A 17137-nucleotide genomic window follows, 5' to 3' on the forward strand; every position below is an offset into this window, starting at 1 on the left:
GGGCGGGTAGGGGAAACCGCCCGCCGCAGGCGCCCACCGCAACCACAACGCGCCCGCACCCGATCCCCTACCGCAACGCCCCCTCCACCGACCGCACCACCTCCGCCGCATCCGAAGCCACCAGCGGCGCACCCTCCGGCCCGGTGACGTAGAACGCGTCCACCGCGTTGGAGCCCAGCGTGCTCACATGCGCCGAGCGCACCATCACGCCCGCGTCCTCGAGGGCCCGCCCGATCCGGTGCAGCAGCCCGGGTGCGTCCTGCGCCCGTACCTCGATCACCGTCGCCAGCTGCGAGCCGGCCGGGGCCACCGAGACCCGGGCCGGGGGCGCGACCGCGCCGCGCCGCCGCGGGTACGCCGCGTCCCGCTCGGCAAGGCGGCCCGCGATGTCGAGCGACCCGTCCAGGGCCCGTACGAGATCGGCGCGCAGCCGTGCCGCCTCCGGCAGCGAGCCGTACTCCGCCGCCACGCGCCACTGGAGCAGCAGCACCGAGCCCGCGGACTCCACATCCTCGGGCAGCGCGATCGCCCGCAGATCGGCCGTGCGCACGGTGAGCCGGTGCATCGCCAGGACCCCCGCCACCGCGGGCAGCACACCCGGCTGGTCCGGCACGGCCACGAGCAGCTCGACCCCGACGGGTTCGTCCGCTCCGGCCCCCTCCGTCTGCGCCCGCAAGGAGAGCACCGGCCCCCCGGTCCGGTACGCCTCCCAGGCCAGCCGTTCCTGCTCGACGGTGTTCGGCAGGGCGGCCGGATCCGGTACGGGATCCCCGGCAAGGAGCGCCCCCACCCGCTTGACCAGGTCCGCCACCAGCGACCCGCGCCACGTGGACCACGCGGCAGGTCCGGTCGCCAGCGCGTCCGCCTCGGTCAGGGCGTGCAGCAGTTCCAGCGTGGACGCCGATCCGACCGCCTCCGCCACGGACCTGATGGTGGCCGGATCGTCCAGATCCCGCCGGGTCGCCGTGTCGATGAGCAGCAGGTGATGGCGTACGAGGGTGGAGAGCACCTCGACGTCGGCGCGCTCGAAGCCGATGCGCGCCGCCACGTCCCGCGCGATGACCTCGCCGGCCTCGGAGTGGTCCCCGGGCCAGCCCTTGCCGATGTCGTGCAGGAGCGCGGCCACGAGCAGCAGGTCGGGACGGTGCACCCGGCGGGTCAACTCGCTTGCCTGGACGGCGGCTTCGACCAGGTGCCGGTCGACGGTCCAGGTGTGCACGGCGTTGCGCTGCGGCCGGCAGCGCACCCGCTCCCAGTCGGGCAGGAGCCGCGTGATCAGGCCTTCCGCCTCCAGCGCCTCCCATACGGCGACGGTGGGCCGCCCGGCGCCGAGCAGCGTCACGAACTGCTCGCGGGCCTCGGCCGGCCAGGGCGTGGGCAGCGGCTGGGTGGTGCTCGCGAGGGCCCGTACGGCGTGCAGCGAGAGCGGCAGGCCCGCCTGCGCGGCCGCGGCGGCGGCGCGCAGCGGCAGCACCGGGTCGCGGCCGGGCCGCGCCGCGCGCGCGAGCACGACCTCGCCGTCCTGCTCGACGACTCCTTCGGCGAGTGGGGTGCGTTCGGGGACCGGCTTGCCGCCCCCGAGCATCGCGCGCAGCCGGGGCCGCGTCTTGCGCGAGCGCAGTACGCGGCCCACTTCGCGCCAGGTCACATCGCTGGCGTACGCGATGGTCCGGGCCGCTTCGTATACCTGGCGGAGCAGCGCGTCGGCGTCCAACAGGCCGAGGGACGAGGCGACTTGGTCCTGTTCCTGGAGGGCGAGCCGGTCGGTGGCGCGTCCGGTGACCAGGTGCAGGGCGTCGCGCACGTCGAGCAGCCGGCGCCGCGCCTCGTCGAGTCCGGCGCGCGGGGCGTCCGCGAGCCAGGACGCGGCGACGGCGCGCAGGGCGGTGGCGTCGCGCAGTCCGCCGCGCGCCTCCTTCAGGTCCGGTTCGAGCAGGAACTGCAACTCGCCCTGCCGCTCGGCCCGTTCGGCGCACAGCTCCTGGAGCTCGGTGAGCCGGCGCGGTGCCTGGTTGCGCCAGTCGGCGAGCACGGCGGTGCGCAGCCCGGCGGTCAGGCCGAGGTCGCCGGCGACGTGCCGGGCGTCGAGCAGTCCGAGCTGGACCTTCAGGTCCTCGCCGGCCGTCCGGCGCGCCTCCCCCGGGGTGCGGACGGAGTGGTCGAGGGCGAGGCCCAAATCCCAGACCGGGTACCAGATCCGGTCGGCGAGCGAGGCGACCGCGCCCGGGTCGGCGCTGCCGTCGTGCAGCAGGAGCAGGTCGAGGTCGCTGCGCGGGGACAGTTCCCCTCGCCCGTATCCGCCGACCGCGACCAGCGCGGTCCCCTTCAGGGGCTGCGCGCCGAACAGCCCGGCCAGCCAGTCGTCCGTGAGCCGGGCCAGGGCCGCACGGCGCGGCGGCCCGGACTGCTCCTCCCCCTGAAGGAGGCGCAGCCGGGCCGCCGCATAGCCGCTGGGTCCTGAATCCCCCTGAGATTCCATCACGGTGTCCGTAGTCGTCACCCAGCAGCTCCTTGCCTTTTCAGTTGCCCACTCAGAGCGCGTCGGGTCCGCGCTCGCCGGTGCGGACGCGTACCGCCGTCTCCACCGGAATCGACCAGACCTTGCCGTCGCCGATCTTCCCGGTGCGGGCGGCCTTCACGACCACGTCGATCAGCTGCTCGGCGTCGTCGTCCTCGACCAGGACCTCGATCCGGATCTTCGGCACGAGGTCCACGGTGTACTCGGCGCCCCGGTAGACCTCGGTGTGCCCGCGCTGGCGGCCGTAGCCGCTGGCCTCGGTGACGGTCAGGCCGTGCACCCCGAAGGCCTGGAGGGCCTCCTTGATCTCGTCGAGCCGGTGCGGCTTCACGACCGCGGTGATGAGCTTCATGCGTCAACCTTCTTTGCGGGAGCCTCGGGTGCCGGAGTCGCGGGCGGTGCGGGGACCGCGGCCGTACGAGGCGCCGTGCCGCCGCCCGCGCCGCTGAAGTCGTAGGCGGACTCGGCGTGTTCGACCGTGTCGACGCCCGCGACCTCGTCGTCCTCGGAGACCCGCATCCCGATCGTCTTGTCGATGACGAAGGCGAGGATGGCAGAGACGACCAGGGAGTAGGCGAGGGTTCCGAAGACACCCGCGGCCTGGTAGCCGAGCTGACTGGCGTCGCCGCCGTAGAAGAGGCCCTTGGCGTCGTTCTGCACGCCGCCGGTGGCGAAGAAGCCGACGAGCAGGGAGCCGACGACACCGCCGACGAGGTGCACGCCGACGACGTCGAGCGAGTCGTCGTAGCCGAACTTGTACTTGAGGCCCACGGCCATGGCGCACAGGACACCCGCGATGGCACCGATGGCGATCGCGCCGAGCGGCGAGCAGGAGCCGCCGGACGGGGTGATGGCGACCAGACCGGCCACCGCTCCGGAGGCGGCGCCGAGCGTGGTGAACGCGCCGTGGCGGATCTTCTCGTACGCGAGCCAGGCCAGCATCGCCGCGGCGGTGGCCACCTGCGTGTTGACGAACATGACCGCGCCCACGCCGTCGTCGTTGCCCAGCCAGGAACCGGCGTTGAAGCCGAACCAGCCGAACCACAGCAGGCCGGCGCCGAGCATCACGAGCGGCAGCGAGTGCGGACGCATCGGGTCCTTCTTGAAGCCGACGCGCTTGCCGATCACGAGGATCACACCGAGGGCCGCGGCACCGGCGTTGATGTGCACGGCGGTACCGCCGGCGAAGTCGATGACGCCGAGCTCGAAGGCCCAGCCGCCCGCGCCCCAGACCCAGTGCGCGACCGGGAAGTACACGAGCGTGGCCCACAGCGCCACGAACAGCGCCCACGCGGTGAACTTCACGCGGTCCGCGAGCGCACCGCTGATCAGGGCGGGGGTGAGGACCGCGAACATCAGCTGGAAGACGGCGAAGACGTAGACCGGAATCGTGTAGCCGGGCCACAGCTCGGTGAGCCCGAGCCCGCTGAGGCCGAGGAAGTCGCCCTCCCAGCCGATGAGGCCGCCCTTGTCGGTGCCGAAGGCGACGCTGAAGCCGTACAGGACCCACAGGATCGTGACGATCCCGAGGCTGATGAAGCTCATCATCAGCATGTTCAGGGTGCTCTTGACGCGGACCATGCCTCCGTAGAAGAAGGCGAGTCCGGGCGTCATCAGCATCACCAGGGCGGAGCAGATGAGCATGAACCCGGTGTTGGCAGAGGAGAGCGTGGGCTCCTCTGCGGCGAGCAGGATGCCTGGGGGCATCGGCGTCTCCTCGTCGTCGTGTGCGGCCCGTGCGGGCGGAGCTGCGGTGCATGAGGGGTGGGCCGGCGGGTGGGCCGTACCGCGGACCGTGGGACGGTCCCGGCGGTCGTCCGGTTATGCGCCAGAGATTCCCGCAGCGCGGTTTCGAGGGATGCCGCCCGTTGTTTCGCGGCGGTGACGAAGAGGTCGTGCGTGTTACGCGTACATGAACTGCCCCGGTCGGGCGGCTTGTCCGCTTCTATCCTGTGCAGCACGCAAAAAGCCGGCCGCGGGGCCATCCGGGTTGACCTGGCGGTGGGGGAGCCGAGTCGGGTGGTCCGGGATGGCCGGCCGCGGCCGGGGTCTGTGGGTGGTGCGCTCAGGTGCTGAGTGCGGCAGGGGTCAGACGGCCTCGGCCGCCTCGGGCAGCTGGCGGGCCAGCCGGTCGGTCAGATCGATGAGCTTGTTGTCCTCGCCGAAGTCGCGGACCACGGAGTCGAGGGTCTTGCGCAGGCGGGTGTTGACCCGCTCGGAGCGCACCTTCTTCGCCACGTCCAGCGCCTTCTCGGCGAGCACGACGCTCTGCTCGGGCTCCTTCTGGAGCAGGTGCACGGTCGCCATGCCGATCAGGTTCAGCGCGTACGAGCGCTGGTGTTCGGCGTCCTTGGCGAACAGCTCCACTGCGCGGGCCATGATGGGCTGGGCGAGCGAGGCGTACGTAGGGCTGCGTCCGGCCACGTAGGCGAGGTCGCGGTACGAGTGCGCATTCTCCCCGTTGAGCTCCGCCTCGGAGAAGAAACGGATCCAGTCGGGCTCCGGCTCGTTCGCCTCCAGGGCGTCGGCGAAGGTGTCCTCCGCCATCCGTACGGCCCGCTTGGTCTTGCTGGGCTGGCCCATGTTGGCGTACGCGCGGGCCTCCATCGCATACAGCATGGCCTGGGTGCGCGGGGTGGCGCAGTCCCGACTGCCGTACTGGGCAAGGTGGATGAGCTCCAGGGCGTCGTCGGGGCGGCCGAGGTGGATCATCTGGCGGCTCATCCCGGACAGGATGTACGAGCCGAGCGGCTTGTCGCCGCCTTCCTTGGCGGCGTGCAGCGCGAGCACGAAGTACTTCTGGGCGGTGGGCTGGAGGCCCACGTCGTAGCTCATCCACCCGGCCAGCTCGGCGAGTTCGGCCGCGATCTTGAACAGGCGCCGCTGGGTCTCGGCCGGCTGCGGCTCCTGGAGGAGGTCCGTCACCTCGTGCAGCTGGCCGACGACCGCCTTGCGCCGCAGGCCGCCGCCGCACTGCGCGTCCCACTGCCGGAACATCACGGTGGTGGACTCGAGCAGGTCGAGCTCGGGTCCCGACAGCCGGCTGCCGCGCCGGATCGGGGTGGGCGGCTCGGCTGCGGCGGGCGCGGCCGGGGTGGGCACCAGCCAGCGCTGCATGGGCTCGATGAGGGCGGGGCCCGCGGCGAGGGCGAGGGAGCTGCCGAGGAAGCCGCGGCGGGCGAGCATCAGGTCGCTGCGCGAGAACTCGCTGATCATGTCGACGGTGTGCTCGCCGGTCCACGGCAGGTCGACACCGGACACGGAGGGCGCCTGGTGCGCGGTGCGCAGCCCGAGGTCCTCGACGGCGACCACGGCGCCGAAGCGCTCGGAGAACAGCTCCGACATGATCCGCGGGATCGGCTCGCGCGGCTGCTCGCCGTCGAGCCAGCGGCGTACGCGCGAGGTGTCGGTGGAGATGTGGTTGGCGCCCATCTGGCGGGCACGGCGGTTGACCTGGCGCGCCAGCTCGCCCTTGGACCAGCCGCTGCGCACGAACCAGGACGTCAGCTGCTCGTTGGGGCGCTTCTCGGCCGTGCCGCCGCCTCCCGTGCCGCCCACTGGAACGCCCCCATCCCTGAAGTCGACGCCGCTTCGAGTCCTGCCCGTCCAACGGGCCGTATCCACTGCCGGCACCACTGTCCGTCCAGGCCCCGGACCCGCGTCCGTGCTCGAGACCTCTCAAGTCCTTACAGAATGCCGTGAGTTACGTCCTCCTGTCCGGCACTTGCTCACCCACCGAACACGAATCCGACTTGCCCCCGGCATACCCACGACCGCGAACAGCCCCGGGTCGATGCACCGAAAGTAATCCTACGATCACCCTCCCGGCGAGGGCGTTCCAAGAAACGCCACCTTTCGCCACCCCTTCGAATGAACTCAGTTGCGGCTACACGCGATTCACTTGACACATGACGGACCGGGGTAGGCGGAGCGATGCGCACCGGGGCGCGCGTCGGTTTCCGCACCACCCGTGACCACTCCGGGCGCCACACCTGACCGATGGGGCGCCGCGTTACGGAGAGTCAGGGCCGGACTTGCACGGAGCGTCACGAGGACACTCCGGCTCGTAACCATCGACGCGTTCGACCCGTTGGAGGGGGTATGGGCTTCACGATCGGCGGCAGCCGCGGTATCCGCGAGAACCGCACCGGTGCGCGGCGGCGCGGCCGTATGTCCGAGTGCACGGCCGTGGCCGAGTTCACCGGGCTGTGGGGCTGGTCCGTCATCCCCGGTGCCCGTGCCGCGTCCGGCAGTTGCTCCTGCGGCGATGCGCGGTGCGCGGCGCCCGGCGCCCACCCCCTGGGCTTCGCCGGCGAACTGCCCGCGGGCGCGACGCTCGACGAAGTGACCCGCGCCTGGGGCGAGTTCCCCGGCGCCGCGGCGATGCTCCCCGTGGGCCGCACCTTCGACATCCTCGAGGTCTCCGAGTCCGCAGGCCGCCGCGCCCTGATCCGCCTGGAGCGCATGGGCCTTCCCCTCGGTCCGGTGACCGCGACACCGGACCGGCGCGCCCAGTTCTTCGTCGCTCCGGGCGCTGCGGCCGAACTGCCCACGCTGCTCTACCGGATGGGCTGGGACGACGCCGATCTGGACCTGCGCGCGCTCGGCCGCGGCGAGTTCATCACCGCTCCCCCGTCGGACCGCGCGGGTCTCGGGCCCGTCCGCTGGCTACGCGCCCCGGCCCTTGACTCGGCCTCCAACCCGCCGCAGGCGCGGCTGGTCCTCGGCGCCCTGGCCTACGCGTCCCACCGCACCGGCGGCGCCCGCCGCTGACCTACGCGCCCCGTGCACGCAGAAGGGCCCGCTCCCCCTCGGGAGCGGGCCCTTCCTGTACGCCTCTGCCGGTACGCCTGAGGAGGATCGTCCGGTACGCCTGTGGAGACTCAGTCCCCGATCAGGGCGTCCACGAACGCCTCGGGCTCGAAGGGCGCGAGGTCGTCCGGACCCTCGCCGAGGCCCACGAGCTTGACCGGGACGCCGAGTTCACGCTGGACCGCGACCACGATGCCGCCCTTGGCGGTGCCGTCGAGCTTCGTCAGGACGATGCCCGTGATGTCCACGACCTCGGCGAAGACGCGGGCCTGGACCAGACCGTTCTGGCCGGTGGTCGCGTCGAGCACGAGCAGGACCTCGTCGAGCGGCGCGTGCTTCTCGACCACGCGCTTGACCTTGCCGAGCTCGTCCATGAGGCCCGTCTTGGTGTGCAGGCGGCCGGCCGTGTCGATGAGCACGACGTCGACGCCCATCTCCTTGCCCTCCTTCACCGCGTCGAACGCGACGGAGGCCGGGTCGCCGCCCTCGGGGCCGCGCACGGTGTAGGCGCCCACGCGCTCGCCCCAGGTCTGGAGCTGGTCGGCGGCGGCGGCACGGAAGGTGTCCGCGGCGCCGAGCACGACGGTGGAGCCGTCGGCGACCAGGACACGGGCGAGCTTGCCGGTGGTGGTGGTCTTGCCGGTGCCGTTGACGCCGACGACCATCACGATGCCCGGGGTGTCACCCTCCTTCTCGGTCTTGACCTGACGGTCGAAGTCCGTGCCGACGAGGGCCAGGAGCTCCTCGCGCAGCAGCGTGCGCAGCTCCTCCGGCGTGCGGGTGCCGAGCACCTTCACGCGCTCGCGCAGGCGCTCGACCAGCTCCTGGGTGGGCTGGACGCCGACGTCCGCGGTGAGCAGCGTGTCCTCGATCTCCTCCCAGGTGTCCTCGTCGAGGTGCTCGCGCGAGAGCAGCGAGAGCAGCCCCTTGCCGAGCGAGTTCTGGGAGCGGGCGAGCCGGGCGCGCAGCCGGACGAGCCGTCCGGCGGTGGGCTCGGGGACCTCGATCTCGGTCTTCGGGAGCTCCTCGACGACCTCGGGCTCGGCCTCCTCCACGGGGGCCGTGGCCTTCGGGAGCTCCACCTCCTCGATCGTGCGGCGCGGCTCTTCCTTCGGCTCCGCGGCCTCGTCGCCGACGTGCGGCTCGGCCGGAGGCGCGGTGATGGTCGGCGTGCTCGACGGGGCCGAGGGCGGCAGCTGCTTCTTCTTGCGGCCGCTGACCACGAGCCCGCTGATCGCTCCGACCGCGACCAGGGCGATGACTACAGCAAGGATGACGATTTCCATAACCCAGCCAGTATCGGCCATGGGCGGCCGAGGGTCGCCGCTTGTACTTTCCCACCAAGGACCTAGGGCTCTATCGGGGCATTTTCGGGCGAATGTACGATGGATCCTTCCCGCCCGCCCCACAGGGCACCCCCGTCCCCCCCACGGAGCATGTGCATGTCCGCGTCTGCCACGCCCGAAGCGCCGCCCGCGATAGCCCCGCCTGCGACAGCACCAGCGGCACCGGAGCCCGAGAGCGCGATCGAGACCCGCGGCCTCGAGCCCGTCCCCGACGCCGAGCGCACCGGCAAGGTCCGCGAGCTCTTCCCGACCTGGGTCGCCGCCAACATCAGCGTGCTGCTCCTGACTATGGGCGCGGGCCTGGTGGTGTTCAACGGGCTCAACATCTGGCAGGTGCTGCTCGTCGCCGCGGTCGCGCCGGTCGTCTCGTACGGGATCGTCGGTCTGATCTCGATCGCCGGCAAGCGCGGCGGCTCCCCCGGCATGGCACTGTCCCGCGCGGTTTTCGGCCAGCGCGGCAACCTCTTCCCCGGCGCCCTGATCTGGGTGGCCCGCTGGGGCTGGGAGACGATCAACGCGGTCACCGGCGCGTACGCGATCCTGACCGTCCTCGACCTGCTCTTCGGCGTCGAGTCCAACACCCTGCTGATCGTGGTCACGCTGCTCGTCTTCGTGGCCCTGACCTTCCTGGTGTCCGGGCTCGGCATCAACGCCGTGCGCGTGTGCAGCAAGTGGTCCACGTACCTCTTCGGCGCCTTCACCGTGCTCGTGCTCTGCTACCTGGTCGCGAACACCGACTGGTCGGCCGTCTTCGGCAAGCCCGCCGGTTCGGCCGCGATGGTGGTCGCGGGCATCGGCATGATCGGCGCGGGCGGCATCAGCTGGGTGCCTTCGGCCCCCGACTTCACGCGCTATCTGCCGCGTACCGCCTCGGCCCCGAAGATGGTCGGCGCCTCGATCGGCGGCGCCGGCATCGTGGTCCTGCCGATGGTCCTGATGGGCGCGGTGATGGCGGTCTCCACGCCGGACCTCGCCAACGCCCAGGACCCGGTGTCCTTCATCGGCGCGCTCCTGCCGACCTGGATCGCGGTCCCGTACCTGCTGATCGCCCTGATCGGCATGCTGCTCATCAACTCGATGTCGATGTACTCCGCCGGCTTCACCGCGCAGACCCTCGGCATCCGCGTCCCGCGCCACTGGGCCGTCTCGGTGAACGCCGTGATCAGCCTCGTCTTCGGCTTCCTCCTGATGGTGGTGGCGACCAGTTTCATCGGCTCGTTCATCTCCTTCCTGACGCTGCTCGCCGTCGCGTTCTCCGCATGGATCGGCGTCTTCGGCATCGACATGCTGACGCGGAAGACGTACGACGCGAAGGCCCTGCTCGACACCACCCGCACCAGCGCCTACTGGTACAAGGGCGGCTTCGCCTGGCAGGCGATGACGGCCTGGGGCGTGGCGCTCCTGACCGGCCTCGCCTTCACCAAGGTCGACTGGTTCGCGGGACCGCTGTCCGACACGTGGATCGGGCAGAACGGCCTCGGCTGGGCGGTCACGATCGTCGTGGCGGCCGCCCTGTACGCGGTCCTGCCGCGCACGAAGCCGGACGCCGTGCAGGCAACCCCCGCCGCGGACACGGCGGTTGAGGAAGAGCGCGTCCCGGCCCTGTCCATCTGACACTACGTCAGCTAACGTCCCCCTTCACCGGCCCACGGCCCGAAGGGGGACGTCCGCATCCCGGCCCCCGCGCCCGACCACCGTCGTGACACCGACCACCGTCGAACAAGGGGACGCCCGCCATGCCCGTCTCGGTCGCACGCTTCAATCTCATCGACCCCGAAGGCACACCCGCGCAGCTCGCCGACCGCTACGGCGCCGCCCTGGAGATGGCCCGGTTCGCCGACAGCGCCGGCATGACGATGATCCAGACCGAGGAGCACCACGGTGTGGAGAACAACTGGCTGCCCTCCCCCTTCACCTTCGCGGCCGGCATCTTCGGCGCCACCCGCACCATCGCCGTCACCATCTCCGCGATCCTCGGCCCGCTGCACGACCCGCTCCGTATCGCCGAGGAGATCGCCGTCCTCGACCTGATGAGCAAGGGCCGTCTGATGACGGTCGCGGGCATCGGCTACCGGCCCGAGGAGTACGAGATGTTCGGTGTCGACTGGGCCCGGCGCGGCAAGCTCCAGGACCACCTGCTCGAGACCCTGCTCAAGGCCTGGACCGGCGAGCCCTTCGCGTACGAGGGCCGCACGGTCCGCGTCACCCCGCGCCCGTACACCGATCCGCACCCGATGCTCGTGGTCGGCGGGTCCTCCAAGCCCGCGGCCCGGCGCGCGGCCCGGCTCGGTCTGCCGTTCTTCCCGAGCGCGCACCTGCCCGAGCTGGAGACGTACTACAACGAGAAGCTCGCGGAGTACGGCACCGAGGGCTGGATCCTCATGCCCGGCAAGGAGACCCCGCTGCTGCACATCTCGGAGGACCCGGACCGCACCTGGGCCGAGTTCGGGCACCACTTCCTGCACGAGGCGCAGATGTACAAGTCCTGGCAGAACAAGGACATCAAGTCGGCGGTCAGCTCGGGCGCGACCACCGTCGAGGAGCTGCGCGCGGAGGGCGTCTACCGGATCCTCACGCCGGACGAGTGCGTGGCGGCCTCGGACAGCACGCTCGACAACCTCGTCCTGCACCCGCTGTGCGGCGGCATGCCCATCGACGAGGGCTGGCGCAGCCTGCACCTGTTCACGGAGCAGGTCCTGCCGCGCTGCAAGAACTGAGACCCGTACGCAGCGGGCTCAGCCCCTCTGCACCAGCGCGGGCTCAGCCCATCTCCTCCAGCGACTTGCCCTTGGTCTCCGGCACGAACTTGAGGATGAACGGGATGGAGAGCAGCGCGAACGCGGTGTAGATCATGTACGCGCCCGACAGGTTCCAGTCGGACAGCGTCGGGAACGTCACCGTGATCACCCAGTTCGCGATCCACTGGGCCGCCGCGGCCACACCGAGCGCGGCGGCACGGATCTTGTTGGGGAACATCTCGCCGAGCAGCACCCAGACGACCACACCCCACGACAGGGCGAAGAAGAGCACGAAGCAGTTGGCGGCGACGATCGCGACGGTGCCCTGGAGATCGGGCAGCGAGATGTCGTCGCCCGTACCGCTCTTGTACGAGAAGGCCCAGGCGGCGAGCCCGAGCGAGACCGCCATACCGGCCGAACCGATCAGGGCCAGCGGCTTGCGGCCGATCCGGTCCACCAGGACCATCGCGATCACGGTGCCGATGATGTTCACGATCGAGGTCTCGAACGAGTAGAAGAACGAGCTCTTCGGGTCGATGCCCACCGACTGCCACAGCGCGTTGCTGTAGTAGAAGATCACGTTGATGCCGACCAGCTGCTGGAAGACGGAGAGACCGATACCGATCCAGACGATCGGCAGGAAGCCCGCCCGGCCGCCCATCAGATCGCGGAAGGTCGACTTGTGCTCGCGGCGCATCGCCAGGTTGATCTCGCCGACCCGGGCGTCGAGGTCGATCTTCGAGCCCTCGACCTCGCGCAGCACTTCCTTGGCCTTCTCGACCTTGCCGGCCGCGATCAGATAGCGCGGCGACTCGGGGATGGCGAAGGAGAGCAGCCCGTAGAGCACGGCCGGGACCACCATCACGCCGAGCATGACCTGCCAGGCCTCCAGGCCCATGATCTTGCCGCGCTGGTCGCCGCCGGCGGCGTTCAGGATGCCCCAGTTGACCAGCTGCGAGACGGCGATGCCGATGACGATGGCGGCCTGCTGGAAGGAGGCGAGCCGGCCGCGGTAGGCGGGCGGCGAGACCTCGGCGATGTACGCGGGGCCGATCACCGAGGCCATGCCGATGGCCACACCGCCGAGCACCCGCCACATCGCCAGGTCCCACAGAGCGAAGGGCAGCGCCGAGCCGATGGCGCTCACGGTGAAGAGCACGGCCGCGATCTGCATCGTGCGGATACGGCCGATGCGGTCGGCGAGCCGGCCCGCGACGGCGGCGCCGATGGCACAGCCGATCAGGGCGGCGGCGATCACCTGGGCGAGGGCCTCGGAGCCCACGTCGAAGCGGTCCCGGATGGCCTCGACCGCGCCGTTGATCACGGAGCTGTCGTAGCCGAACAGGAAACCGCCCATCGCGGCGGCGGCCGTGATGAAGATGACATGGCCGAGGTGCTCGGGAGCTGCTGCACGCGCGTCAGTGCTGGTCACATGTCCAGTGGCGCACACCTTGCAGGCGCCCACCACTTGAGGTGGGCAGAACAGGCCAGTCTCAGCGCAGCCGCTGGCTGATCACCTTCGACACCCCGTCGCCCTGCATCGAGACGCCGTAGAGCGCGTCCGCGACCTCCATCGTGCGCTTCTGGTGCGTGATCACGATCAGCTGCGAGGACTCCTGGAGCTCCTGCATGATCCGGATCAGGCGCTGGAGGTTGGTGTCGTCGAGGGCGGCCTCGACCTCGTCCATCACGTAGAACGGGCTGGGGCGCGCCTTGAAGATCGACACCAGCATGGCCACGGCCGTCAGCGACCGCTCACCGCCGGAGAGCAGCGAGAGCCGCTTGACCTTCTTGCCGGGCGGCCGCGCCTCCACGTCCACGCCGGTGGTCAGCATGTTCTCCGGGTCGGTGAGGATCAGCCGCCCCTCGCCGCCGGGGAACAACCGGCTGAAAACACCCTCGAACTCACGGGCCGTGTCCCGGTACGCCTCGGTGAACACCTGCTCGACCCGCTCGTCGACCTCCTTGACGACCTGGAGCAGGTCGGCGCGGGTCTTCTTCAGGTCCTCCAGCTGCTCGCTGAGGAACTTGTGCCGCTCCTCCAGGGCCGCGAACTCCTCGAGCGCGAGCGGGTTCACCTTGCCGAGCTGCTGGTAGGCCCGCTCGGCGGCCTTGAGCCGCTTCTCCTGCTCGGCCCGTACGAAGGGACGGGGCTTGTTGCGCGGGTGCTCGGGGTCCTCGGGCAGCTCCTCGCCCTCCGCGGGCAGCGACGGCGGGACGAGCTGATCGGGCCCGTAGTCGCTCACCAGGCCGGCCGGCTCCACGCCGAGCTCCTCCAGGGCCTTGGCCTCCAGCTGCTCGATCCGCATCCGCTTCTCGGCGCCGAGCACCTCGCCGCGGTGCACCGAGTCGGTCAGCTTGTCGAGCTCGGACTTGAGGTCGCGGCCCTGCCCGCGCGCGGCGGTCAGCTCCACCTCCCGCTCGGCCTTGGCCCGCTCCGCGGCGTCGCGCTCCTCCTGTGCCCGTACGAGGGAGACCTCCACGTGCGCGAGCAGCTGCCGCGCACCGGAGGCCACGACCTCGGCGACCCGTGCCTCGTAGCGCATCCGGTTGCGCCGCTGCTCGGCCCGGGCCCGCGACTCGCGCTCGGCGCGTGCGGCCCGGTCGAGCCCGTCGGCCCGCCCGGCGAGGCCCTTGACCCGCTCCTCGTGCGTGCGCACCTGGAGCCGGGCCTCCATCTCGGTCTGCCGCGCGTTGGCCCCGTCGGCCGCGAGACGGTCGCGTACGGAGGTGTCGGGCTCCTCCTCGACCGGCTGCTCCTCGGCCACCGCGAGCCGCTCGGCCAGCTCCTCCGCGTCCATCAGCGCCTTGTCGAGCGCTTCCTGCGCCCGGGCGGCGGCGGCCGTGGACCGCTCGGCCTCGCCCGCCGCGCCGCGCGCCTGCCCGGCGAGCCGCCCGAGCTGCTGCGAGACGGCGGACTTCTCGCGGTCGGCGGCCCTGCGCCGCTCCCCCAGCTCCTCGACGAGGGCCGCGCTCGCGCGCCGCCTCTCGGTGGCTGCGTGCTGGGCCTCGGCCAACTCCTCGCAGAGTACGGAGAGTTCCTCCAGCTCGGCCGCGGCCTCGTCCACCGACGCCTGCACTTCGAGCAGACTCGGCGCACCGGCCGAGCCGCCCTGCGCGAAATGCGCCCCGAGCAGATCGCCCTCCGCCGTGACGGCCGTCAGCTCCGGCTGCGCATAGACCAGATCCTCGGCGTCCTCCAAGGTGCCGACCACGACGATCCCGCGCAGCAGCTTGCGCACGGCGGGCATCAACTCCGCGGGCCCGCGCACGAGATCGGCCGCGTACGGCGGTCCGTCCTGCCCCTGCTCGGGCCGTACCTCCTCGGGCCCGCCGCCGAGCAGTATCGCGGCGCGGCCGGCGTCCTGCTTGCGCAGCAGGCGGATCGCCTCCGCCGCGGTGGCCGGGTTCGACACGGCGATCGCGTCGGCCGCGGCGCCGAGCGCGGCGGCGACCGGGACCTCGTAACCGGGCGCGACGGAGAGCAGCTCGGACGCCGGGCCCAGCAGTCCGCCGAGCCGCTCCTTGGCGGCGAGCAGCGTGCCCGTGCCGTCCTTGCGCCGCAGCCCGAGCGCCAGCGCCTCACGCCGCGCGGCCACGGCGGCCCGCTTCCGCTCGGCCGAGGTGGCCGCCTCGCGGGCGGCGGTCAGCGCGGCCTCCGCATCGGCGAGCTCCCGCTTGGCGGCGTCGTGCTGCTCACCGAGCTCGGTGTCATCGGCGTCCAGGCCGTCGACCTCGGCCTTCAGTGCCTCGTACTCCTCCTGCGCCGCGACCGCCCGCTCGTTCGCCTCGTCCCGCGCGGCCGCGAGCCGGTCGATCTCGGACTGTGCGGAAGCGGCCCTGCTGCGGGCCGCGTTGACCTGTCCGCTGAGCCGCGCGAGCCCTTCGCGCCGGTCGGCGATGGCCCGCGCCACGTCCTTGAGCCGGCGCTCCTCGGTCTGCAGCTCCCGCTCCAGTTCGGCCCGGTGCGCGACGGTGTCGTCGAGCGCGCGCTGCGCCGCCTCCAGGGCGGCCTCCAGCTCGGCCTCCTGCTCGCGGATCCGCGCGGCCTCGCGCTCCATGTCCTCGGGGTCGCGCCCGCGCCGCTCCTCCTCCGGCGCCGAGGTGGCGCTCTTGACCCGGGCGTCGGCCAGGCTGATGGTGCCGCGCACCCGCTCGGCCAGCTGCGAGAGCTCCACCCAGGTCTGCTGGGCGCGCTGCAGCCGCGGGGTGAGCCGCCGTACCTCGTCCTCCAGGTCGGCCTCGCGCGCGAGCGCCGCCTTGAGCTCCGCCTCGGCGGCCTCCTTGCGCCGCTTCAGCTCGGCCTCGTCGGCGATCTCGGTCTTCAGGGCCTCCTGCAGCCGTACGAGATCGTCCGCGAGCAGCCGCAGCCGCGCGTCGCGCAGATCGGCCTGGATCACGGCGGCCCTGCGCGCCACCGCGGCCTGCCGCCCGAGCGGCTTCAACTGCCGCCGCAGCTCGTCGGTCAGATCCTGTACGCGCGCGAGGTTGGCCTGCATCGCGTCCAGCTTCCGCAGCGCCTTCTCCTTGCGCTTGCGGTGCTTGAGCACACCCGCGGCCTCCTCGATGAAGGCCCTGCGCCCCATCGGATCGGCGTGCAGCACGGAGTCGAGCTGGCCCTGCCCGACGATGACGTGCATCTCACGGCCGATACCGGAGTCGGACAACAGCTCCTGGATATCCAGAAGTCGGCAGGTGTCGCCATTGATCTGGTATTCGCTGCCACCGTTGCGGAACATGATCCGCGTGATGGTGACCTCGGCGTATTCGATGGGCAGCGCGCCGTCGGAGTTGTCGATCGTCAGCGAGACCTCGGCCCGGCCGAGCGGCGGGCGCCCGGTGGTGCCGGCGAAGATGACGTCCTCCATCTTTCCGCCGCGCAGCGACTTGGCCCCTTGTTCGCCCATGACCCAGCTCAGCGCGTCCACGACATTGGACTTGCCGGAGCCGTTCGGTCCCACGACACACGTGATCCCCGGCTCGAACTTGAGCGTCGTCGCCGAGGCGAAGGATTTGAACCCGCGCAGGGTCAGGGCCTTGAGGTGCACGCCGACGGACTTTACCGGGCGGGGCCCGTGGGACAGAGGGCAAGTCGCCGTGGGGCAGAGGTCAAGTCGCCGGACGGCGAAGCGTTCCCTGAATGAACCTGCGGTTTCGCCTGGGAAGATGCAGGGCACATCAGACGTGAGGAGACACGGCGGGGGCCGGGGAGGGAAAAGAAAAAGGGACGCCGAAGCGTCCCTTGCAATTCTTCAAGCGGCTGACGTGGGCAGCCTGATCCGTGACTCTGTGACGTGGATCAGGTGAGCGCAGGCTCCGCCTGGGGTACGTCGATGAGCTCGCTGTGCGAAGCGACAGCCGTAGCCGTCAGCGCGTCGTTCTCCGCCTGGATCCGTACGAGCTCGGATTCCAGGTCCTGGACGCGCTGCTGGAGCCGTCGCATCTCGGCGAGAAGTCGCGGGTCGGTGCCGCCGACGTAACCGAGAAGCGCCTTTGCCATGATGGATGGTCCTCCACACTGAGTGACCGACCGATGCCGTGTGGGTCGGGTGGGTCGTGAGGGAAATCGCACCCGCGGCTGGCTGGCACTGCTTGTCCTGCTGCCGTTCTCACATGCCAAACAGCTAGGGTGCGCGGGGCTTCCAGCGTCTCACCAAAATGTTTGACGGTCAACACGATCACGCCCCGTATCGGCGGGCAAACCCGGGGGCACAGCGCCGCGA

General features: G+C 71.3%; 11 protein-coding genes. 3 read left to right on the forward strand and 8 right to left on the reverse strand.

What is annotated here, in order from left to right; genetic code table 11:
* Positions 1 to 67: 67 nt before the first annotated feature.
* From BLT97_RS07275 to nsdA, 4 genes are all read right to left on the reverse strand, one after another.
* Complete coding sequence (locus BLT97_RS07275) at positions 68 to 2500, reverse strand: [protein-PII] uridylyltransferase (protein ID WP_093607941.1); 2433 nt, start codon at positions 2498 to 2500, stop codon at positions 68 to 70.
* Positions 2501 to 2531: 31 nt separating this feature from the next.
* Positions 2532 to 2870, reverse strand: a complete 339-nt coding sequence (locus tag BLT97_RS07280) for a P-II family nitrogen regulator (RefSeq protein ID WP_030231663.1) — start codon at positions 2868 to 2870, stop codon at positions 2532 to 2534.
* Positions 2867 to 4225, reverse strand: a complete 1359-nt coding sequence (locus BLT97_RS07285) for an ammonium transporter (protein ID WP_093607942.1) — start codon at positions 4223 to 4225, stop codon at positions 2867 to 2869. The genes BLT97_RS07280 and BLT97_RS07285 overlap by 4 nt, the downstream gene beginning before the upstream one ends.
* 381 nt (positions 4226 to 4606) lie before the next feature.
* Complete coding sequence (gene nsdA, locus BLT97_RS07290) at positions 4607 to 6076, reverse strand: transcriptional repressor NsdA (protein WP_093607943.1); 1470 nt, start codon at positions 6074 to 6076, stop codon at positions 4607 to 4609.
* A 543-nt stretch (positions 6077 to 6619) separates the two neighbouring features.
* Between nsdA and BLT97_RS07295 the strand changes: the two genes are divergently transcribed.
* Positions 6620 to 7291 (forward strand): bifunctional DNA primase/polymerase, encoded by a 672-nt coding sequence (locus BLT97_RS07295; RefSeq protein ID WP_093607944.1) that lies wholly within the window; start codon positions 6620 to 6622, stop codon positions 7289 to 7291.
* A 110-nt stretch (positions 7292 to 7401) separates the two neighbouring features.
* On the opposite strand, the gene ftsY is transcribed toward BLT97_RS07295, so the two are convergent.
* On the reverse strand, positions 7402 to 8616 hold the full coding sequence (gene ftsY / locus BLT97_RS07300; protein WP_093607945.1) for a signal recognition particle-docking protein FtsY: 1215 nt from the start codon (positions 8614 to 8616) through the stop codon (positions 7402 to 7404).
* 156 nt (positions 8617 to 8772) lie between these two features.
* Between ftsY and BLT97_RS07305 the strand changes: the two genes are divergently transcribed.
* Positions 8773 to 10290 (forward strand): cytosine permease, encoded by a 1518-nt coding sequence (locus BLT97_RS07305; protein WP_093607946.1) that lies wholly within the window; start codon positions 8773 to 8775, stop codon positions 10288 to 10290.
* A gap of 122 nt (positions 10291 to 10412) precedes the next feature.
* A complete protein-coding gene (locus tag BLT97_RS07310; protein WP_093607947.1) occupies positions 10413 to 11393 on the forward strand; it encodes an LLM class flavin-dependent oxidoreductase in 981 nt (326 codons plus the stop codon).
* Between the two features lie 43 nt (positions 11394 to 11436).
* On the opposite strand, the gene BLT97_RS07315 is transcribed toward BLT97_RS07310, so the two are convergent.
* The 3 genes from BLT97_RS07315 to BLT97_RS07325 all read right to left on the reverse strand — a co-directional run bounded on the left by BLT97_RS07315 (position 11437) and on the right by BLT97_RS07325 (position 16914).
* A complete protein-coding gene (locus BLT97_RS07315) occupies positions 11437 to 12846 on the reverse strand; it encodes a sugar porter family MFS transporter (RefSeq protein WP_245769199.1) in 1410 nt (469 codons plus the stop codon).
* Between the two features lie 61 nt (positions 12847 to 12907).
* Positions 12908 to 16462 (reverse strand): chromosome segregation protein SMC, encoded by a 3555-nt coding sequence (gene smc, locus BLT97_RS07320; RefSeq protein WP_093607948.1) that lies wholly within the window; start codon positions 16460 to 16462, stop codon positions 12908 to 12910.
* A 251-nt stretch (positions 16463 to 16713) separates the two neighbouring features.
* On the reverse strand, positions 16714 to 16914 hold the full coding sequence (locus tag BLT97_RS07325; RefSeq protein ID WP_093607949.1) for a hypothetical protein: 201 nt from the start codon (positions 16912 to 16914) through the stop codon (positions 16714 to 16716).
* Positions 16915 to 17137 lie beyond the last annotated feature (223 nt).

This window comes from Streptomyces indicus (genome assembly GCF_900100315.1).
GTDB lineage: Bacteria > Actinomycetota > Actinomycetes > Streptomycetales > Streptomycetaceae > Streptomyces > Streptomyces indicus.